Below are 22,461 nucleotides of genomic sequence, written 5' to 3' on the forward strand. Positions count from 1 at the left end.
GGAATGGTTAATCATATTCCAACCATGAAGAGGAGCTTTTTTTCATTAACAGGAATCTTGTATATTGTTCTAACGTTAAATAACCACCTATAATTCAAGCGAATAGACCATTTATTTATGAGAGGAGATATTTATGTTAAAAGGTAAAGCACTTGTTGTGAAAGCGCTTATATTGGTATTAGCTCTGGTCATCAACGTTGTGGCACTACCTGTTCAACCTGCACAAGCCGCAGATGAGTATGACACCTTGCGCGCGAAAATGTACGATTTTACAACAGGAGGATCTACGTACGATACGGCTGATCCGGACATCAGCGTCAAGATCACGAATATTACGACCCAAGCACAGAACTACTGGGATTGGATGGATAAGAGTACAAATAGAACTTATCTGTGGAGTGTCTTGGCAACGACAACGGAGTCGGAGCACGTTTCCCAAAGCTACCAACGGTTAGAGGCCATGACGCTCGCTTATGTAACGAGAGGCTCATCCCTGCAAAACAATGCCACATTGCGTGCGGATATTATCAGCGCCATGGATTGGATGTATACGAACAGATACAATACGAGCATTCCGAAAAGAGGATACGACAATTGGTTTGACTGGCAGGTGACTTCACCGCTAGCTATCAATAACATCACGACGTGGTTGTATGACAGTTTAACCCCTACGCAAATAAGTAATTGGCATGCCGTTATCGATTGGCAAGCGCTTGCGTGGGGAGCCGGCTTAACGGGAGCCAATCGCGTATGGGCTTGCTACATTAAAATTCAAAGCGGAATTATCGTTAAGAACAGCGCCAAAATTATCGAGGGCAGAGACCAACTTAGCTCGGTATTTGATTACGTGACTTCCGGAGAAGGTGTGTACAGCGATGGTTCCTTCATTCAGCATACCGCACTTATTCCTTACAACGGGGGATACGGCACAGCTTTGCTCGATAATTTGACTAAATTGATGTATGTCGTAGCTGGGTCCACTTGGGATATCGTGGATACGGATGTGAATAACATCTATCAATGGATTTATACAGCTTTCGAACCGCTCTATTACAATAACTCCATGTTTGATAATGTCAGAGGAAGAGGGATTGCTGGCTTTAGAGACGATGATAAAGGATTAACTTCGATAAAAGAGATTGGGCCTGCCGTGGTTCGGATGGCACTGTCCGCACCCAATCCCAGCGATCGTGCGGCTTATAAATCAATGGTTAGGAAATGGTTGCTGGAAGCGACTTCGCCTACGAAGTATGCGGATTTGGTCATGATGAGTGATATCGTTCAAGCGAAGCTAATCGAAGGGGATACATCCGTTACCCCAAGAGCACCGCTGATCATGAACAAACAATACCCTAGTATGGCTAGAGCTGTACATCATAGACCGGGATTTGCCTTTGGTATCAGCATGTCTTCCAATCGAATCGGGAATTATGAGCTTATTAATAATGTTAATCTGAGGGGTTGGCATACCGGAGACGGGATGACCTATCTGTATAACTCGGACTTGACACAATATAAAGATTCCTTCTGGCCAACCGTTAATAGTTATCGCATGCCAGGTACGACCGTCAATCAGAATACCACGGCTGCTGCCAATGCCAAAAATCCGAATAGTTGGGTTGGAGGCACAGAAGTTGCAGGTTTGTACGGAGCAACAGGCATGCAATACACGGCTAACGGCTACAATCTCACAGCGAAGAAATCTTGGTTTATGTTTGATGATGAAATCGTGAATCTTGGCGCAGGCATTACGTCTACGGATAGCAAAGTTGTCGAAACGATAGTCGATAACCGCAAGCTGAACAGCAGCGGAAACAATGCGCTCACGGTAAACGGGGCAGCTAAATCGTCAACACTCGGCTGGAGCGAGTCAATGACGGGTGTTAATCGCATTCATTTAGCCGGAAGTGTGGCTGGCTCGGATGTTGGTTACTATTTCCCTACGTCAACAACGCTTAAAGGATTGCGCGAAGCGCGTACAGACCAATGGTCGAGCATCAATCTCTACAACCTTGGCACCGAATACACGACGAATTTTACCCGCAACTACATGAATCTTTGGTTTGATCATGGCACGAATCCGACAAACGGTACTTACGCTTATGTACTGCTGCCAGGCAAGACTAGCGGTCAAGTGGACACCTACGCCGCAAATTCTGACATCACGGTGGTAGAAAATTCAGGTGATGCACAGGCTGTGAGAGAAAATACGTTGGGCATGCTAGGCATTAACTTCTGGAATGATGCTTCCAAAACAGTAAGCGGTGTAACTAGCAACAAAAAAGCTTCCGTCATGGTACACACAACTGAAAACGGTACGGAAGTTTCCGTATCCGATCCGACACTGTCCAATACAGGCACGATTCAGCTGACAATTGCTCAAAATCTGGGACCTGTTGTGTATAAGGATTCACGGGTCACAACGAGCACAAGCGGTGGTACGACTACCCTCACCATCAATGTGAACGGTGCTGGCGGCAAAAGCATCAAGGCGTATTTTGCATCGCCTACTGGCGTACCGATTACCGGTTATACGGTAAACGAAGATTTTAATGACATGCTGCCTGGTTCGCTGACCGGACAACACGGTTGGATTTTCAACAACGCTGGGGTTGCTGCGAATACCGTTGTTGTGCAACCGCTCAATGCAGATAACACAGAAAAATCGTTGAAAGTAACAACCGGCTCAACAAGCGGAAGTGCCGAAGCGTATCGTCTGTTTAATGCCCCGCAAAACGGGTACATCACAGCGGAAGCGACTGTGATAGCGGATGATGCCAATTGGAAAAACGCACTCATCGTCGCAGATAGCAGCATAGCCTCCAATAACAATGCCGCTCAGCTTGTCATGCAAGGCGGTAAGATTTGGGGCTATAACGGCGCTATCAAAACCGACGTGTTAACCGGGATTACGAATGGTCAGCCGTATCGTCTAAAGGTCGTGATCAACGCGTCAACGAAAAAATTCGACGTCTACGTCAACGATGCACTGCTCGCAACGGGCTGGGACTACCGTTACAACGTGGCTACGCTCGACAAGTTCACTACATCCATTGCTGGCAACGCAAGCTCAATGAGCGTGGACGATGTGAAAGTGTCGTATAAGCCGCTTACGTTAACTTCACTTATTGATGAAAAGTTTGACGGTCTTGTACTGGGTAATGTGAACGGGCAAGGCGGTTGGGTGTTTGATAACGGCGGCGTGACTGGGAACACAGGCGTGGTACAGACGGTGAGCGGATTGAACAAATCCCTCAAATTGACGACTACGTCCACTAGTGGCAAAGCGGAAGCGTATAAGGTATTTACCGCACCTGCAAACAGCACGGTCATTGCAGAAGCGACTGTCATTGCCGATGATGACAACTGGAAAAATGCACTGGTTGTCTCAGACAGCAGCCTCACCTCGAACAACAGTGCTGCTCATCTGATTATGCAAGCAGGCAGAATTTGGGGCTACAACGGCGGTACGGCAACGAACATACAGACCTCGACCACGAACGGAGAGTCGTACCATCTCAAAGTCATTATCAACACGACAACGAAAAAGTTCGATGTCTATATAAATGGTGAGCTGCGAGGCTCGCAGTGGAGCTATCGGTATGCCGGGGTGACCAAGGTCGACAAGCTGGGTTCATCGATCGGAGGAAACGCAAGCTCGATGAGCGTAGATGATGCTAAGGTGAGCTATATTCCATAATCGGTAACAAAGAAGCCTGAGGCTCAAAGTCTCAGGTTCTCTTGTTTACCTGCCTACATGTTAATCCTACAAAGAAATGTAGATTGATGAGGCGCAGCAAAGTCGGTATGGTAAACCTGTTATTTAAGAAGCATAGGAGGATTTGTATGCCTGCAACGATTGAGACCTATTCCGTACCTTCCATTTACTCGGAATCCACGTATTACAGCGTAAAAGCCGATCAGGTCGGCGTGCCGGTCATTTCTTTTTTGACGGATCGTGATTATGATTACGCTCATTTCTCTTTTTCCGGCGTGGTGACCATTACCATCACGGTGTGCGAGCCAATAGATACGTATACGATAAGTCCGTTAGCGTTTGAAATACAAGGAACGGTAGCTGGGAATCAGCTTACGTTCAATTTGGAAGAATCGCGTTACCTCATTGTGAAAATCAACCATTTGAAGGAGCTCGTTATCGTCGCAGATCCTTTGGAAGTGAACGTTCCGCCTTCATCTGGCGACAATATTTATCATGTGGTCACTGATTATGACGCAGACCCTACAGGCAAGTTAATGGCTACAACGGCGATTCAAGCAGCCATTCATGCTGCAAACTCAGCTGGTGGTGGCGTTGTCTATGTGCCCGCAGGCGTATACTTAATCGGCAATTTGATTCTAAAAAGCCATGTTACCCTCTATCTTCAAGGGGGGGCCGTGCTTAGGGCGACCGATCGCCAAGAAGATTACCGTGTCGATTTTCATAAAGATAGTTTGAAACTGGACGGAACTTGGTTTATCCAGACAGAAGCCAATTCCACCAGCATTGCGATTATTGGCAGAGGGACGATTGATGGGAATGGTTCTTGGCTGAGAGCGAATCAAAACTTTGTTAGCAATTTAATCGTGCCGATAGCTACGTCCCATTTTACGATTGATGGCATTATTGGTCGTGATGCGGGGCTCTGGGCGCTCATTCCGACTCGCTCTAATCATGTCAAGATTGCGAATTATAAGGGCTTTCAGTCACTTGTCGATTACGAGGATGACGCTATTGATATCGTAGAGTCCCAACACGTGCGTGTTACACACACGATTGCCATTTCGGAGGATGACCCGTTCTCAACCAAGACATGGAATGAAGCGACCGATATTGCCCGAAAGTGGCTTGGATCGCCTCAAGTCCTTGAGGATGTGGTGTTTGACGATTGCGTAGCATGGACCTGCTGTGCAGCTTTTAAGGTCGGGATGGGTGTCGAGCAAGCGCAAAGGCATGTTGTTTTTAAAAATTCATACGTCTATCAAGCTAGTCGTGCATTAGCGATTCACCACCGCTTCGGGACGTTCGCTGCGGAGTATATTACCTTTGAGAACATCGATATTGAACAAGTCATTCATACAAGAAATGGCCCATTTTGGCTGCATCTAGAAATTGAAGACAGTGGAAGAGGGATTGGGCCTGTTAACCAAGTGGTCTTGAAAAATATAAAGGTGCGCGATCAAGGTCGACTGCCGTCCATGCTGCGTGGAACAGGTCCGTTCCAGATCCAAAATGTGACCTTTGATCAAATCTATATGCCGGGCAGTACGAAGCCAGCAACAACATTGGAAGAGATGAATATCTGCAACATCGAGCTTTACGTTTTGAATGATATCCGATAAGGAAGGAAGTGTACGGTTTGCGCGTACTGCTGAGTGACTTACCCTATAGCGAACAAATCGCACAAAATCAATCGCAAAAACCGTGGGAGCAAGCGACAGGTTGGCCAAGTCGTTGGGTGACTTGCGCAGAGGCAGTTAAACCGCCACATGCCATCGTTTATCGTTGTAAGTTCACGCTTAGTGAAGCTCGTCGATTAAGGGTTCACGTATCTGGCGACGAAAGATATGAGCTGTATCTGAATCAAATAAGGATTGGCCGAGGCAGCGAACGTGGAGATCGCACCAATTGGTTCTATGAGACGTATGAAGTCGAGCTTCCGGCAGGAGAACATCAATGGATTGCCCGCTGTTGGGCGATTGGCAAGCATAAACCGTGGGCGCAGGTTAGTGTGCAACCAGGCTTTCTGCTAAGCCCGGATGATGAAGCGCTCGCCCCTTTGATGGGGACTGGCGTTGCGCAATGGGAAGCGAAGCCAATGCCGGGCTATCGCTTTATCCCGACGCACTCCGGCATCGGTACAGGCGCAAAGCTAGCTATTGATGGTGCAGCTTTTGATTGGGATGCCCTAGTTGGGGGAGGCGACAATTGGCTTCCGGTACAAGTGACGGAGAAAGTCTACCATAGGACAGATAATTATCATTTTACATCGGTGCAGCGGCTTATGAGCCCAGCTACCTTGCCTGCGATGCAAGAGGTTCGGTTTACGCCGCAAGCTGTTCGCTTTGTGGAGCAGGCTGGCATCCTCGATTCGGAGAGTCAACCGATAGACGCAAGTCGCGATCTCCTAGATGAGCATGACAGTTGGCAGGATCTAATTACCGGACAACCGATGTACATTCCAGCTTTTACCCAAAGACGTGTCATTATCGATTTAGGTAATTACTATTGTTTCTATCCTGAGCTTGTTGTTTCGGGCGGGAAAGGTTCCGTCATCCGACTTCATTGGGAGGAATCCTTATATGACGAAGCGCAAGGTGGACGCAAGACGAATCGGAACGAGATTGAGGGCAAATGGTTCAAAGGTATCGGTGAGTCGTTTCGTCCAGATGGCGGATTGGGTCGAAGCTTTGATACGCTGTGGTGGCACGCAGGACGATATGGCGAGCTGATCGTGGAAACGGATAGCGAAGCGCTTTACTTAAATGAATTTAAACTGTTCGAAACGCGTTATCCGTTGGACATGCAAGGTTCGATTCAGAGCAGTGATGAACGTATAAATCAAATCGTAACTCCAGCTTTCAGAACGTTGCAAATGTGTGCACACGAAACGTACATGGATTGCCCTTATTGGGAGCAGCTGATGTATGTGGGGGACACTCGCATTCAGTCGCTTGTTACCTTTGTGAGCACGCTTGATGATCGATTACCACGTAAAGCTTTGGATATGTTCCGAGCTTCGCGTAACAATCATCTTGGCCTTGTGAACTGTGCCTATCCAGACCAAGGTGGCAAACATATATCCTCCTTCTCCTTGTGGTGGGTGGCGATGGTCTATGACTATGCTCTGTGGAAAAATGACACGGCATGGGTGCGCTTCACGATGAGCAGCGTCCGTGATGAAATGGATCGGCTATTGCTCCATCGTTCAGTGAATGGGGCGGTAAAGCTGCCGATTTCATGGAATTTTATGGACTGGCAGACCGCGCCTTCTGAGGCTTGGAGCCAGGGGGTGCCGCCTCATGGAGCGGATCGCTTGAATGCAGCTTACAATATGCAGATGATTCATACGCTGGAGTTGGTCGCCAAGATCGAAGCTTACTTAGGTGAAACGGAGCTGGAATCTCGCGCGAAACGGCAGGCAAAAGAATTGGCAAACGTAGTCGAAAAGCTGTTCTGGAATGAGGAGCGGGGACTTTTTGCCGATGATACCGCTCACCTGTATTACTCGGAGCATCCTCAGGTGCTGTCCTTATTGTGCGAGTCGATTGCACCAGAACACAACCGTCGCCTCGTAACTGAAATACTCAAAACGGATGACGACTTGATGCGTACAAGTATTTATTTTGACCATTATACCTTCGAAGCGTTGGCGTCTGCAGGTCAGATTGACGCGCTACTGGGTCGACTCGAGCCATGGTTTGGCATGGAGGCGAATGGGCTGAAGACGACACCGGAAATTTTCCTGGATTCAACGCGCTCAGACTGTCATGCTTGGGGTGCTCATCCTATTTACCATTTATATACAAATTTGCTGGGTATACGACCGGCCTCGATGGGCTTTACCTCTGTCGTGATTCGTCCGCAGCCAGGACCATTAACCAGTCTGCACGGTAAGTTGCCGCATCCGAACGGCTTTATCGAAGTGTGCGTCGCGAGTCGGGGCAGCCAGTGGCACGTCGAAGTTGTACTACCGGATAGTCTGCCGGGCACATTGGTTTGGGGTAAAGAAAGCTACACTTTGCATGATGGGCATAATGAGTTTGAGTTTCCTTTGTTAGGTTGATGCTTGATTTAAAGCCCTCGCAGTTTAGTTGCTGAGAGGGCTTTTTGGCGGAGTTTGACTCGAGAGGTAGATGAAACGGAAGCCCGCGCCTTCCCTAACTCGAAAAAATCGAGTTACGGAACCCAAAAGCAAGCCCGCGCCCTCCGTAACTCGAAAATATCGAGTTACGGAACCCAAAAGCAAGCCCGCGCTCTCCCTAACTCGAAAAAATCGAGTTAGAGAGCCCAAAAGTAAGCCCGCGCCCTCCCTAACTCGAAAAAATCGAGTTAGGGAACCCAACCGAGCGCCTGCAAGCTCCCTAACTCGTCGCACTAACCTCATTTTGCTTCCAGATAAATCCATGTTAACTCCGCGAAAGGTTGTATATTGCTCCGCCATCCGTTCAAGGATAGAATGGTAGAATAAACACCCTTTTATCATGAAGGAGAGAGCCCAACTTGAGAAGAAATTGGTTCCATCGCTTGCTACTTTCCTACGTTCCTGTGCTTATTCTTATCGTTTGCCTATTCGTATTTATCGGGGTTGTTCAGCTCAATGATTTGTCCCGTAAAGAAGCCCTTAAATCCAGTGGCGTGTATGTGCAAAATATTCAGAGCAGCATCGACATGTCGCTGAACTCGATTGAAATGATGATGCTGGAATCGATAACACGCAATATGAAAATAACGAGCTTTGCTGGGATGCAAAGTGATACCGTCTTCTTCATCGAGCTTTCTCAATTGCTTCAGAGTCTAACGGCTACTAATCCATGGATTGATTCGGTCTACTTGTATCGGACGGGCGATGGGACGGTTCTGAGTGATAAAACAAAGCTGAACATAGAACAATTTGCCGATAAGCCTTTTATAGAAAGTCATATCAATAATCCTGAATTAGATAGCTGGAGTCTTCCGCGTCCCTACCGGATGTTCAAAGATGGGAATATAGAAGGTTCAGTTATCTCAATTGCCAAAGGTATTCCTTTGCAAAGTAAAGGGATCGCCATGCTCGTTATTAACGTGAAAGTGAGCGGTATTCAAGAGTTTCTGAGCAAATATGGGATATCTGAAGTGAATCAGATTGCGCTTAAAGATAGTCATGGTCAGATGATTTTTGAGCAAAAAGGTAAGGATCCAAAGGTTGATGATATTACGATCATATCCAACTATACAGGTTGGATGTACACGAGCTCGCTGAAGAAGGAAGAGCTGGGTAATATTTTTAACTATATGAAGAGCGGTTGGTTTATTGTTGGCTTCCTAGGACTGCTGCTAGCGATAGGGTGGATTGTGTATATTACCCGTAAAAACTACAAACCAATTGAAACGATTATGTCGCGTATTGAGAAGTACAATCAGGTGCACAAAGAGCATCCGATTCAAGGACCGACAGTCGATGAGCTTAGTTATATTGATTACACGTTGAGCAACATCATTGAAGTTAGTCAGGCGTATCAGAATCAAAGTCTCGTTAATCAGAAGTATCGACGAATTCAGTTGTTCCACGAGATTATTGATGGAAGTCGCCCGCTAGTTCAAGCAGATTGGAACAACGAAATGATGGATCTTGGCATGAAACAATTGGGAAGTGCCGCCGTCAGCATCGTCGAAATTGATAAATATACCGAGTTTATTAGTATGCATTCGCGTGAGGATCAGGGGCTTTTTAAGTATATTTTGAAAAAAGTAGTAGAAGAATCGGCAGAAGCCTGTGGTCTGCGCATTTGGCAGGAATGGGTCACGAATCATCGGTTGTGTATTATTTTTCTTGAAGAGCAACATGAGATGCCACTGGAGTCCATGATGTTAACGCTGACGGATCAAGTCCGTCAATGGATGCAGAACAATTTAAAGCTGACAGTAACTTTCGGTTTGGGCTTTACGGTACATGAAGTTCAGGCGATACACCGCTCCTATGAATCATCGGCAAGGGCGTTGGACTATAAGTCTGCGCTTGGCAGCAATCGGGTAATCGGCCATTGGGAAATCGAGCTGTTATCGCATGATGATCTGTACGTCTACCTGCAGTATGTACGGACGATTGCGCAAGCTTTTCGTGTTGGTAACGATGGGTGGCAGGAGCAACTGAAGTTGCTATTTGAGGGTATGCGTCGGCTTTTGCTTCCAAAAGAGGAGATCAGCGGCATTCTAAGTTATATGAATTACTATTTTTATCGTGAAATGATGGAGCTGCCTCCGGATTATCAAGAATTGTGGAATCGTGAATTCCGCACACCATGGGATGAGAATATGGAGACACTTGAAACGTTAGATGAGCTTGAAACCTTTTATTTAAAAACGATTTCGTCCTGTGCACAGCAAATGGAAGACATTCGTGTCAGCAAGGGAAATCACGGTGTGGTACAAAAGGTAAAAGAGTACATAGAAGCTAATTTCAGTGATCCGGATCTATCTTTATCGAGCTTAAGTGAACAATTTAATATGAATTCGTCCAGCCTAAGTACGATTTTTAAAGAAGATTTCGGTGAGAAGTTCGTCGTCTATCTCTGCCAAATTCGGATGGAGCATGCCAAGGAATTGCTAAGAACGACTCCGCTGCCTATCCAAGAAATTTCGGAACGTGTAGGATACTTACATCAGATGTCTTTTATTCGCGCGTTTAAGAAAATGATCGGTACAACGCCAGGGGATTATCGGAAGGTGCATCAATAGGATCGGCACGCATGTTAATTGGGCAAAGAAATGTAGATTGAAGAGAACCTCCGAAGTAGGTAAAGTGAGTGAAAAGTGACCGCAATGTTGCCTTTCACCTACAACTACTTTCGGAGGTTTTTATGTCAAATATATGGGAACAATTGCTTCATCCACCAAATGATTACCGGACGATTCCCTTTTGGTCATGGAATGATCAATTAGAGATCGCAGAATTAGAACGGCAAATTGAAGAGATGCATAAAGCGGGGATTGGCGGCTTTTTTATGCATGCGAGAGGTGGACTTCAGACCCCCTATATGGGGGAGGAGTGGATGGAGGCAATTCATGCTTGTCTTGTAAAAGGCAAAGAATTAGGCATGTCGCCATGGCTATATGATGAAAATGGGTGGCCAAGCGGTTTCGCAGACGGACAAGTACCTGCCAAAGGGGTAGCCTTTCAGCAAAAGAAGCTGATGGTTGAACATGCTCCTTTTCAGAGTCCAACTGATCATACCATTGCTTACTACGAGCAGACGGAGAGCGGGTATGAGCTGCTAGGACAGGAGGACGAGACGAATGCTCAGTTGCGAATCTACTACGAAGTCAATCCCTTCTATATAGATGCGCTAAGTATGCAAGCCGTTCAAGCGTTTATTGAGTCCACCTATGAAGTCTATTGGGAGCGATTCGGGGAAGAGTTCGGCGATGTGATTAAGGGCTTTTTTACCGATGAGCCTCAGTTTGCTCGTGGTCAATTACCGTGGTCCTTTGAATTAGAAGAGGCTTTTCAAGCCGCGAATGGGTATGCGTTGAAGGAAGTATTGCCAGCATTATTCCTGCAATTAGACGACTCTGCGAAAGCCAGATACGACTACTGGGCATGTGTAACAGCGATGTTCACGAAGGCGTATGCGAAGCAAATCGGTGACTGGTGCCAAAGCAAAGGATGGTCATTTACGGGACATGTGGTCGATGAACAAGCGCTGATGATTCAAGTAACGTCAACTGGGGATCCCATGGCGTTTTATGAACATTTGCATATGCCAGGGTGTGACTGGCTCGGTCGTTTCATTGGAGATGAACCGATTGTCCCGAAGCAGGTCGGATCTGTCGCTCATCAGCTTGGGAAAAAGCAAACGATTACCGAAAGCTTCGGCTGTTCGGGTTGGGATATTAGCTTCGCTGATTTGAAGCGAATTGGTGAGTGGCAGTTCGTCCATGGCATTACGATGATATGCCAGCATTTGCAAAGCTATAGCTTGAAAGGCCTGCGGAAGCGGGATTATCCGCCATCCTTGTTCGTCCAACAGCCATGGTGGGAGGACTATAAGGACTTCAATGATTATTTCGCTAGATTGTCGATGCTTCTATCAGAAGGTACAAGACAAGTCGAAGTGCTGCTCTTGCACCCGATTCGCAGCGCGTGGACTTTGCAGCGTGGCGAGGATCGCTCAGATATTCCGCGGTTCCACGCGGCGTTTGCTCAACTATCGCGTTGGATGTGCCAATCCTTTATCGAACATGATTATGGCAGTGAAACCATTATGGAGGGGCATGGCCATGTAAAAGACGGCCAGTTCATCATCGGAGAGGCGGCCTATCGTGTGGTGGTTCTACCGCCAAGTGTGACGATGAGCCGGACGACATTCACGTTGCTGCAACAATACGTGCAGCAAGGTGGCCAGCTGATTGCATGTGCACCTTATCCGCAGCTAGTTGATGGGGTGTTGCAGGTTGAACTTGCGGAGTTGTTCCTGCAAGCGAACAAACCGGAGTGGTCATCCGCTGCCGTAGTAGATGCCATAACGAAGGTAAGTGCACCTTCCATTCGGATGACGGATGAGCGCGGAGTTACGATCGCTGCGGACACCGTCAACGTGCAAACCTTGGAACTGGAAGGATCACGTTTGTATTATGTCGTCAATTCCGGCGAGGAACACTATGCTCGGGTTGAGATTGAGCTGCTTCACAAAGGCAATGTGAGCTTGATTGATCTTACAAACGGCGATGAGTTAGCTCAATTGGAGCAAGAGGAAACAGCAGATGGTATTCGGGTTCAGCTGCCGCTGCATCCTGGTCAATCCTATATGTTGCGGCTGGCGCCATGGAGCGGACAACAGGCTAAGGAGCTTAGGCGGGTACAAAATAAGAGTAACTGTCAATCTACAGAAACAACGATACTGAGTTCCTATTGGGACGTTGTCTCCATCACCGCAAACAGCCTCACCTTGGATACGTGCCGATTACGTGTAGAGGATGGCGAGTGGTCTGAACTGCAGCCTGTGATTCTTATCCAGGAGCAATTACTAGCACTTGGTCGTTCTGTTGATATCGAATTAGACTTTCCATTTCATGTTGGATGGGAAACCGGATATAACAGGGAGTTATTTGTTGTGATGGAAAGCCCGGAGCTTTTCGCTATAGAAGTTAATGGCAGTAAGGTCTCCTCTGAAAGCTGCGGAACTTGGCGAGATGTTTCTTTTCACAAGGTCGATATCAGTGGCAGCGTACATAGCGGGGAAAATCACATTTGGATGAAAAGGCAGTTCTATAACTCGCCTGAAACGTATCGAGCGATTGAGAATGCGAAAAAATTCGAATCAGAAGGCAATAAGTTAACCTTTGATACCGAAATTGAGAGCATCTATCTTCTTGGTGAGTTTGGTGTTGAATCCCAATCGGGCTATGTGTACAGTGAACGAAATGCGGTTCAGACGGAGGGACCTTTTGTCCTTACCGAGATTCCTCAGGTCGTGCACGCGAACGAACTTGTTCAGCAGGGGCTTCCTTTCTTCGCAGGTACGATTCGATTGCGGCAGCAGATCGTTGTAAATGTGGACGATGGCGCTTCTGCGAAGTGGTTCTTTCCAGAGCCACCTCATGCAGCTGTAGGCAAACTGTGGATTAATGGTCATGAAGTACGTACATTCTTGTGGGAACCGTATGAAGCTGACATTGATAGATGGCTAATTTCTGGGGAAAATGTCATCGAGATAGAGCTCACGAATAGCTGTCGGAACTTACTTGGCCCTCATCATCATATTCATGGTGAAATTTACAAAGTAGGCCCGTCCAGTTTCACCAATACACCAGGTTGGACTGACAAAGGGATCCCTCATGGCGTCTCGATGTACGTAGACCGATACACGTTTGTCAGGTTCGGATTACCAGTACCGCCGCGTATTGTGGTTTCTTTCATCTAAAAGACTGAAAAAAGATCATAGACAGATGTTCATCTGTCTGTGATCTTTTTTTGTAATAACTGTAAAACGTACAGGTAATTTAGCCGGAATGACGCGATTCCCTTCTTGAGCCGTCGATAAATGCAGTCTCAGCAGCCTACCAGCACAGACCGCACTCTGAGGCGTCGAAAGTGGTCTTCTCAGATAACAAACTAGTCAAAAAGAAGCGAATCCCTTCATGAGCCGTCGATAAATGCAGTCTCAGCAGCCTACCAGCACTAACCGCGCTCTGAGGCGTCGAAAGTGGCCTTCTCAGATAACAGACTAGTCTAAAAGACGCGATTCCCTTCTTGAGCCGTCGATAAATGCAGTCTCAGCAGCCTACCAGCACCAACCGCGCTCTGAGGCGTCGAAAGTGGCCTTCTCAGATAACAAACTATTCAAAAAGAAGCGATTCCTTTCATGAGCCGTCGATAAATGCAGTCTCAGTAGCCTACCAGCACCAACCGTACTCTGAGCAGTCGAAAGTGGCCTTCTCAGAGAACAAACTAGTCAAAAAGAAGCGATTCCTTTCATGAGCCGTCGATAAATGCAGTCTCAGCAGCCTACCAGCACCAACCGTGCTCTGAGCCGTCGAAAGTGGCCTTCTCAGATAGAGTCAGCTGCTGCCCGACTCCCCTAATTCAAATCTCTAAATCGCTCCGGCGTAAGGCCAATTTGTTTGCGAAAACTCGCAATAAAATGGCTTGTATCCCGAAACCCGACACGGGCAGCAATCTCTTTGATGGCGAGATGTCGTTCAGTGAGCAATATCTCTTTGGATTTGCGAAGCCGCATCATAATGAGATAGGCATAAGGTGAAAGACCGAAAGCATGCTGAAACAAGGTATTCAAATGGCGTGGTGTTATCGCAAGGACTGCGGCCATCTGTTCAATTCCAGTATCCGGATTCGGATAGTAATCCTCTAGCCAATCCGTTAGTGGCTGCAAATGAAGCATTTGATTCGTAATCGACGTGCGATTATTGATTTGGGCATGCTTTTTAATCTGAATCAAGAAATGGTACAAATCAGCCGATGCATCATAGCCGGAATAATCAGCTTGTGTCTTAAGTTTGGTCAAAATATGGGTGAGAGCTAGGCTGAGAGGACCATCCTCATCCCACCGGAAGACAGCTGATTCTAGCATATCTAATGTGCTTAAGATCGTATGTACACTATTACCTCCGAAGGTGACATACTGTGTGCACCAGGTATCCGTAATGGCATAATAAGCGTGCGGTTCACCGGGCAGCATGAGAACGCCAGAGCCTTTGGATAAAATAATTTTCTTATTGCCCATTTCATATTCGCCTTCACCAGAAAAAGTCTGCAGCCAATGATAGTGAGGGAGGCCATCCTTACGGTTGAGCTTCTCCTGATCTTCATGATGTCCAATGCTATCTATAAATAAAGGGTAGGGCTGGGCCGTACTAGGCGTTAGGAGAAATCGAGTATGCATGATGAATCATCCTGTTCCATTTTCTTATATGAGATTGCAATTATATTATATTTTAACATGAATATGAATTTAATATAATGGACTTATTCTTATATGAATTTACACGAAGAGGTGCGAATCGTGATACATACTAAGCTGCCAAAAATTTGGTACGGTGGAGATTACAATCCCGAACAATGGGATAAAGAGGTAATGGACGAAGATTTACGCATGTTTAACCTTGCAGGAATTGATGTCGCGACGATCAATGTTTTCTCGTGGGCGCTGTCACAACCGAATGAAGATACGTATGATTTTACTTGGCTGGATGACATCATTAATCGTCTCCATGCGAATGGAACTTATGTGTGCCTAGCTACGAGTACAGGAGCTCACCCGGCTTGGATGGCTAAGAGATATCCAGATGTTTGTCGTGTGGATTTTGAAGGACGTAAACATAAATTTGGTAAGAGACACAATTCATGTCCGAATAGTCCAACTTATCGTACCTACTCGGAGCGAATCGCAGCGAAATTAGCAGAGCGATATAAAGATCATGAAGCTGTTCTCATTTGGCACATATCGAATGAATATGGCGGATATTGCTACTGTGATAACTGCGCCGCTGCTTTTCGCACATGGCTGCAAGCAAGATATACAACATTAGAGCAATTAAACAAAGTGTGGTATACAGGGTTCTGGGGTCACACGTTCTACGACTGGGAAGAAATCGAACCGCCTAATGCGCTTACGGAGGAGACGCCTGGTGATCGTTCTTTCTTTCAATCTATTTCACTAGACTATCGTAGATTTATGTCGGATAGTTTACTAGATTGTTATAAATTAGAGTATAACGCGATCAGACGGCATTGCTCTGAAGTGCCCATCACCACGAATTTAATGGGACTTTACAAAGAATTAGATTATTTCAAATGGGCGCCTTATTTGGATGTGATCTCATGGGATAACTATCCATCCCTAGATACACCGGTCAGTCTGACTTCCATGACACATGATCTCATGCGCGGTTTGAAGAACGGGCAGCCATTCATGCTAATGGAACAAACGCCAAGTCAACAGAACTGGCAGAAATACAACTCATTGAAACGTCCTGGTGTCATGAAGTTATGGAGTTATCAAGCGGTTGCTCACGGCGCGGATACCATTCTGTTCTTCCAGCTTCGCCGATCGGCAGGTGCTTGTGAGAAGTTTCATGGCGCAGTGATAGAGCATGTCGGACATGAACATACGCGTGTATTCCGTGAGTGCGCAGAGTTAGGGCATGAACTAGTGCGCTTATCAGATAAAGTGCTCGATGCAAGAGTGAAGGCGCGTGTTGGTATTGTTTTTGATTGGGAAAACCGCTGGGCGGTTGGACTCTCGAGCGGACCGACCATTGCGTTAGATTATGTAAAAGAAGTTCATAAGTACTATGACGCCTTGTTTAAGCAAAATATTCAAGCAGATATGATCGGCACGGATACGGATCTCACGGGTTATGATATCGTCATTGCACCTGTGCTTTACATGGTAAAAGAGGGATATGCGAAGCGCGTGGAACAATTCGTTCATGCCGGAGGAACCTTTCTGACTACCTTCTTCAGCGGCATTGTCAATGAGCATGATCGTGTAACCCTCGGTGGGTATCCGGGAGAATTGCGAAAGGTACTCGGGATTTGGGCGGAAGAAATCGACGCGTTATTCCCAGATCAAAGTAACGAAATCCAGTTGAATGAGTCTTGGGGAATGCTTGATGGCAGCTACCAATGTGGGATTCTGTGTGATTTAATTCATGCGGAGGGTGCGGAAGTGAAAGCTGTGTATGGCAAAGATTTTTATCAAGGTATGCCAGCACTTACGGTGAATTCATACGGAGCGGGTCAAGCTTGGTATGTGGCCACAAGTCCAGAACCAGCATTTTTGCAAGGCTTGTTGGGTAATTTATGCCAAGAAAAAGGAATTACGGCACCGATTTCAGCAGTGCCTGGTGTAGAAGTTTCTATCCGAACGAACGACAATAACGATGCCTTCGTCTTTATTTTAAATCATAATGATCAAGCTGCGACGATTGCGCTTGGAGATCTGAAGGGAACGGACTTACTATCGGGAGATTTCCTTGAAAATGAAGCGACATTGGCAGCCAAGCAAGTCCTCATTATTGCGAAGTAAATGGCTTGCTCCTTGAAGACGGTGCCCAATACATATACGAAAGCCCTACATGTACATGTAGGGCTTTTGCTTATATCAACAGCACGCTAAGCGTCTTTAATAATCTTGTAGTTAGGCTTCACCTTCGTGAAATTAGGGTTCTCACCGCTGACCATTAACCCCATGCCCCAGTCATAATGCTCCTGTGTCGTCGGGAAATCACTAGCCTCCCGATATTGGAACAACACATTTCGCCGTGTTCTTGTGCTCTTATTCGATGATGAACCATGTATCGTTAAATAGTTAAAGAACAAGACATCGCCGGCTTCCGCCTCACACGGAGTTCCCATATGAATGGGATATTCCTTATGATTCAGATAATGGCTGCCGATATGCTGCAAGCTCCCTGCGAGGTGAGAGCCCGGAATAACGCGGAGGCAGCCGTTTTCTTCATCTGCGCGATCTAAATGAACACTTGCCGCTAGCATCGTATGCTTCTCATGCGGGAAATAGGGATAATCCTGATGCATCGGGAAGGCTGCACCATTCTCAGGCGGTTTAACCAGCATTTTCGAATGATGGAGTTGAACGTTTGGTCCTATAATTTGTCTCAAAACCGCTACCATATTCGGATGAATTACAGCTCGCATGAAGGCGGAATCGTGATAATGGACATCATGAAAGCCTTTGAGGACGAGCTTTTTTAATTCCTCTGCAGGCAAATAATCCCCTTGCCAAGCATCATTTCGATCAGCCTTCGCGAGAGCAGCACGTTTAATAATGTTCTCAACCGCATCTCTCATCTCTACGACTTCCGTTTCATTAAAAACCCCTTTGACTAGCAAATATCCATTCTCTTTGTAAAAATCAACATCCTTGGGTTGTATCATGGTACCATGCCTCCAATTTGTGGTTGCTCATTAAACCGCTTTCTATCTATAATTATAGGAGATCGCGTCAGTGTAATCTTTTTCAACAGAGGACATACTTTTGCACAATAAGGCCATTTTTATGAAAAGGTGAAGTTCATGTATCAGTATAAAGAAACGTATGCCATGTTGAATGAAGCGTTGACAGTCATCCAAGGCGCGGAAGCTATTTTTAAAGTGAATTATTGGGGAGCTGATCCCTGTCTGTACGATAATCAACCGCATAAGCATTCCTTTTTCGAAATCTGTTATATTTTGGATGGGGAAGGTGAATATTCGGAGGGAGATCTCGTATATCCCTTGTGTCGGGGAACGCTGTTTTGCTCTAAGCCTGGCATTACGCACCAAATTCGTACGGGCAAAGGACTAAACATCGTATATATTGCGTTTGAATTAGATGAGAGCATGAGTGAGGATGTGATCCGAGACGCGTATCACGAACTTGCTATGCAAGGTGATGTCATCCTGTATGATGCGGAACATCAGCCTACGGTTCAATTATGGTTGTCGCTGCTGATTCGCGAAGGTCATGGCAGTTTACCTTATGCGGCTGTGCATGCTGTGGCTTATGCTTTGCTGGTATCGTTTCCGGCAGTATTCGGATCACGTACGAGATCTTCCGTCGTTCGTCATAAAAGCACGCATGTCTTGATGAGACGTGCAAAGCTCTATATTCGCGACAATCTCTCGCAATCGTTGCAGCTGAAAGACGTTGCCGATTATTTGAGTGTGTCAGAGCGGCATCTCTCTCGCCTTTTTTCAGAAGGGATTCATGAGAATTTCACTAATTTTATTCGTGGTGAACGTATCCGACAAGCCACACATCTCTTGCTAAACAGTGACTTGCCGATTAAAGAAATAGCTGAATTGACAGGGTTTTCCTCAGTTCATTATTTCTCACGCACATTTCAAATGGAAAAAAAGCTTCCGCCAGGTCAGTTTCGCCAAAAGGAGAAGCGGTACGATGGCGAATAATCTCCTACTTATCTAATTTCTACCAATAAAGTATAATAGGGGTTAATCTACAAAATGAGAGGATGATTGCAGTGTTCAAGAAATTTGCAGCAGATGCATTAGGCTTAAGTGATATTGGTAAAGTAATTAGCCCAGCGGATTTCGATAAGGTCGATTCTGATGATTATGTGATGCATGAGGATGGCGAGAAGATTTACTTCATTATTAAGTCCAAGAAGGATGAATATTGTTTTACGAACCTTGCCCTCATCCATTTAGATGGAGATAGTGCGATTAGCTCTAAGCGAGTGCTGAAACGTTTTAGCTACCATACACATGCGATCTCCCAAGTGTATATGGAAACGGCAGGAACGATCGACCTTGATGTGGAGATTAAATTCATTATCGGTAACACCAACTTCTCCATTGATGTAGATAAAAAGCAAATTGAACAAATCAAAGATTTGTACAAAGCTTTGATTAAAATTTCAGAGACAGTCGCGCATAACGAGGAATTATTCGAATACGCCAAGCAAAGCGTAGTTGTTGCGAAGGAAGCAACAGGTCGAATCTCCACACAGACGACTTCTCCGGTCACCCAATTCGATGCGATTAATGAATCCACCTACAATTGGTTGAAAGGGAAACACACGGAGTTAAAGGTTAAGGATTTCGGTGCCATTTTCGAACGTTATATTAATAACTAAATAACATGTAAATGAAAGAAGCCTTGCTGTTGCAAGGCTTTTTTGTTTGAATTAGGGAGCAAAAAGTAGATGAAAACGAGATCAGTCAAAAAAATGGTTATTTTTTTAACTTGATAATCTAAAAAAATGCATATAAAATCCTTAGGTAAGCGTTATCAATCCATGTTTACATAACATATTTGGATGACCGGAGGAGAATGACATGCGAGCAGGAAAATACTATTTTAAGCTGCTTTTAGTCATTTTTATCGTTGCGTTACTCTATGCATCCGTGACTTCAGGGGTATATTACTACAATCAGAGTGAATTTGCTGATAAACGAATTGATGCACAGCAACGTGTGCTGATCGAACAGGTTCGTGACAAAATTGACGGCATGTTGCTGTCTTCTCTCAATAGTATTAATCGATTAAAAAGTAATGACAAGATCGTAGATTACAGCCGTGGGAATGGCGTGAATCCTTATTTCAATACCTTAGCTTTAGGGGAATTGCGGACAAATAATGATGCGTATGCGAACATTGGCTTTCGCATTGACATGACGATGAACAACGCAGGTACTGTCATAACACCCGACTATACCATTGATACCGATAGGTATTTTCAAGAGCAAGGCTTGAATAAAGAGCAAATTTCACAGAAGCTTTTTGGTCCGGCATCCGAGAGCAGGCCAACTTCCATCTATGAATTAGAAAGCTCAGCCTCACAATCGGTGAAGTTAGCTGTAAAAGCAAAGCTGCCCAGTACAGCAGAAATTTACTTTTTCGTAACGTTCAAGGCAGATTCGTTTATTCCAGCGTTAGGTCAACTATCGAATGAAGCCATCGCCATTGTGTATAAGGAACAGATGATGTTCTTCTATACTGGAGATAAAGAACTTCAAGCGAATAGTGAACCCATACATAAGTCATTGCACGCGCTTAATGAGGGGAAAAGCTTTACCCAAGTCGAGCGGCAAGTGAAAACGGATCATACCTTTTATTTATTATCCAGCAAAGTGTTGAAAGATTGGAACTACAGTTACATTATTAATGAAAGTGCAGCGGGGAAGAGAAGCAACGGTGTACTACGTAATTCCCTGATTATTGGTTTACTTTGTCTAACTGCCGGATTAATCATAGCTGCTGTGCTAGCAAGAAACGCTTATAAACCCGTTCGGACGTTGGTACATTATCATGAAGCAGCAGGTAATCGTCGTAAAGTGAATGGAAAGGAAGATGAGTTTTCATTCCTAAGGTCAGTTACAGATACGTTCCAAAGTGCAAATAAAGAGCTTACGGAGATCATTCGAAATCAGAAAGGCTCCTTACATTCTAAATATTTAAGGGATTTGCTTATAGGCAAGGTTTCTTATGCCGCAATGGAGGATGAGCTGTCAAAACATGATCTGCAGGTAATTGAGCTGCCTTGCTCCGTTGCCGTTTTTGAAATGTCAGACATTAAATCGTTGGACACGATGGAGCGAGAAAGTGTGTTGGCGGTGAAGTCGCAATTTATCGCTAAGGCAGAAGAGGACCTGCGTGAAGCTGGAAAAGGCTTTGTCGTAGATTTAGACTTTCATCGACTAGCAATCTTAGTTTGTGGAAAAACGGTTGATGACATGACTAAGTTCTGTAATCAATACATACAAGAGATGGATCGTACTTATCCGTTACAGTGGAAAGCAGTGGTAGGCAGAACCGTCAATGCGTACGCAGACATAGAAAGATCATATAGAGATTGCTTATACTTGCTTGAGTTAGGCTTTGAATTTACGCGGAAATCCGTGATTTCCGAGGAAGATCGATCTTCCCTTCTTGCGAATCATCTCTATTACCCCTTGGAAGCCGAACGTGAGCTCATTCAGCACATTATGACGGGTGATGAGAAAGAGTCCGAAATTTTGATCCATCAACTCATTGCTAGAAATTGTGAGGATGAGCATTCATTCCGCGGGAATATCAGCAGTTTAACGTTTGCTTTCATCACTACGATTAATAGAATGTGCTTACAGCTGCAGATACAGTCTTCGGATATCTTTGGCCATGAGTGGCAAGTTCGCTTGCTTCAGAATCAGGAGCAGGTAGATGGATATCGACAAGCTATCATGGTTTTGGTCCGTTTACTATTGAATAAAGTAGATGTGAAAAATGCGGAGCTGGATCACGTCTTAACGGATAAAATGGTTGCTTTTATTCGTGATCATTACGACAAAGACATCTCGCTAACAGATATTAGTGATCATCTGCAACTATCTTCAAGTTATGTCAGCGTTATTTTCAAACAGTATACCGGTGAAAATTTTAAAGATTACTTGAATATCCATCGTGTGAAGAAGGCGAAGGAGTTCTTAGAGCGAGAAGACGTGAAAATTCAAGATTTGGCCTTGCTTGTCGGGTGTAACAATGCGAATACGTTTATTCGCATCTTCAAGAAATATGAAGGAATTTCGCCAGGCCAATATATGAAGAAACGAGATACGAATGCGGGCTAGCCCTCATATGTATCTCGTTTTTTTTGGATAAATAGGCGAGAAATACTGATTTATTGCGGGTCTGCAAAATCGTGATCATCACAAATTTTAATGATTTACGGTGAACCCGTTCAGCCTTTATAACTGAGCTATGAACCAAACGATGATCACCTATCCAGTTCGCAGAAGGAAG

The 22,461-nt window shown here is 45.4% G+C and carries 11 protein-coding genes; 9 read left to right on the forward strand and 2 right to left on the reverse strand.

Translation table 11 applies throughout. The features are described 5' to 3' along the window. The first annotated feature begins 133 nt into the window (after positions 1 to 133). The 5 genes from AC58QM_RS12150 (at position 134) to AC58QM_RS12170 (ending at position 13,620) form a co-directional block, all read left to right on the forward strand. A complete protein-coding gene (locus tag AC58QM_RS12150) occupies positions 134 to 3,700 on the forward strand; it encodes a polysaccharide lyase 8 family protein (RefSeq protein ID WP_497284208.1) in 3,567 nt (1,188 codons plus the stop codon). Positions 3,701 to 3,846: 146 nt separating this feature from the next. After that, positions 3,847 to 5,340, forward strand: coding sequence for a glycoside hydrolase family 28 protein (locus AC58QM_RS12155; protein WP_497284210.1), 1,494 nt, complete (start codon positions 3,847 to 3,849; stop codon positions 5,338 to 5,340). A 17-nt stretch (positions 5,341 to 5,357) separates the two neighbouring features. Further along, a complete protein-coding gene (locus tag AC58QM_RS12160; RefSeq protein ID WP_497284212.1) occupies positions 5,358 to 7,784 on the forward strand; it encodes an alpha-L-rhamnosidase-related protein in 2,427 nt (808 codons plus the stop codon). 437 nt (positions 7,785 to 8,221) lie between these two features. After that, positions 8,222 to 10,435, forward strand: a complete 2,214-nt coding sequence (locus AC58QM_RS12165) for an AraC family transcriptional regulator (RefSeq protein WP_497284214.1) — start codon at positions 8,222 to 8,224, stop codon at positions 10,433 to 10,435. 122 nt (positions 10,436 to 10,557) lie between these two features. Next, positions 10,558 to 13,620: a glycosyl hydrolase gene (locus AC58QM_RS12170; RefSeq protein WP_497284216.1), complete on the forward strand. Its 3,063-nt coding sequence runs from the start codon at positions 10,558 to 10,560 to the stop codon at positions 13,618 to 13,620. Between the two features lie 657 nt (positions 13,621 to 14,277). Here the strand turns inward: AC58QM_RS12170 and AC58QM_RS12175 are convergent. Next, complete coding sequence (locus tag AC58QM_RS12175; RefSeq protein ID WP_497284218.1) at positions 14,278 to 15,099, reverse strand: AraC family transcriptional regulator; 822 nt, start codon at positions 15,097 to 15,099, stop codon at positions 14,278 to 14,280. Between the two features lie 120 nt (positions 15,100 to 15,219). Here AC58QM_RS12175 and AC58QM_RS12180 point away from each other — a divergent pair, with 120 nt between their 5' ends. After that, on the forward strand, positions 15,220 to 17,247 hold the full coding sequence (locus AC58QM_RS12180; protein WP_497284220.1) for a beta-galactosidase: 2,028 nt from the start codon (positions 15,220 to 15,222) through the stop codon (positions 17,245 to 17,247). Positions 17,248 to 17,333: 86 nt separating this feature from the next. On the opposite strand, the gene AC58QM_RS12185 is transcribed toward AC58QM_RS12180, so the two are convergent. Next, positions 17,334 to 18,116, reverse strand: coding sequence for a phytanoyl-CoA dioxygenase family protein (locus AC58QM_RS12185; RefSeq protein ID WP_497284222.1), 783 nt, complete (start codon positions 18,114 to 18,116; stop codon positions 17,334 to 17,336). Between the two features lie 138 nt (positions 18,117 to 18,254). Here AC58QM_RS12185 and AC58QM_RS12190 point away from each other — a divergent pair, with 138 nt between their 5' ends. The 3 genes from AC58QM_RS12190 (at position 18,255) to AC58QM_RS12200 (ending at position 22,289) form a co-directional block, all read left to right on the forward strand. Continuing rightward, a complete protein-coding gene (locus AC58QM_RS12190) occupies positions 18,255 to 19,130 on the forward strand; it encodes a helix-turn-helix domain-containing protein (protein WP_497284224.1) in 876 nt (291 codons plus the stop codon). 71 nt (positions 19,131 to 19,201) lie between these two features. Then, entirely contained in the window at positions 19,202 to 19,816 is a 615-nt protein-coding gene (locus tag AC58QM_RS12195) for a PH domain-containing protein (protein WP_497284226.1), read from the forward strand. A gap of 202 nt (positions 19,817 to 20,018) precedes the next feature. Next, positions 20,019 to 22,289 carry an AraC family transcriptional regulator gene (locus tag AC58QM_RS12200; protein ID WP_497284227.1) on the forward strand — a complete coding sequence of 757 codons (2,271 nt, stop codon included), beginning with the start codon at positions 20,019 to 20,021 and terminating at the stop codon, positions 22,287 to 22,289. Positions 22,290 to 22,461 lie beyond the last annotated feature (172 nt).

The sequence above is a fragment of the Paenibacillus sp. J22P165 genome, from assembly GCF_059692015.1.

Bases quoted from the DNA above. Each gene is read 5' to 3' on its own strand.
- AC58QM_RS12175 (WP_497284218.1), bottom strand. From the start codon at position 15,099: ATGCATACTCGATTTCTCCTAACGCCTAGTACGGCCCAGCCCTACCCT.
- AC58QM_RS12190 (WP_497284224.1), top strand. From the start codon at position 18,255: ATGTATCAGTATAAAGAAACGTATGCCATGTTGAATGAAGCGTTGACA.
- AC58QM_RS12185 (WP_497284222.1), bottom strand. From the start codon at position 18,116: ATGATACAACCCAAGGATGTTGATTTTTACAAAGAGAATGGATATTTG.
- AC58QM_RS12200 (WP_497284227.1), top strand. From the start codon at position 20,019: ATGCGAGCAGGAAAATACTATTTTAAGCTGCTTTTAGTCATTTTTATC.
- AC58QM_RS12155 (WP_497284210.1), top strand. From the start codon at position 3,847: ATGCCTGCAACGATTGAGACCTATTCCGTACCTTCCATTTACTCGGAA.
- AC58QM_RS12170 (WP_497284216.1), top strand. From the start codon at position 10,558: ATGTCAAATATATGGGAACAATTGCTTCATCCACCAAATGATTACCGG.
- AC58QM_RS12150 (WP_497284208.1), top strand. From the start codon at position 134: ATGTTAAAAGGTAAAGCACTTGTTGTGAAAGCGCTTATATTGGTATTA.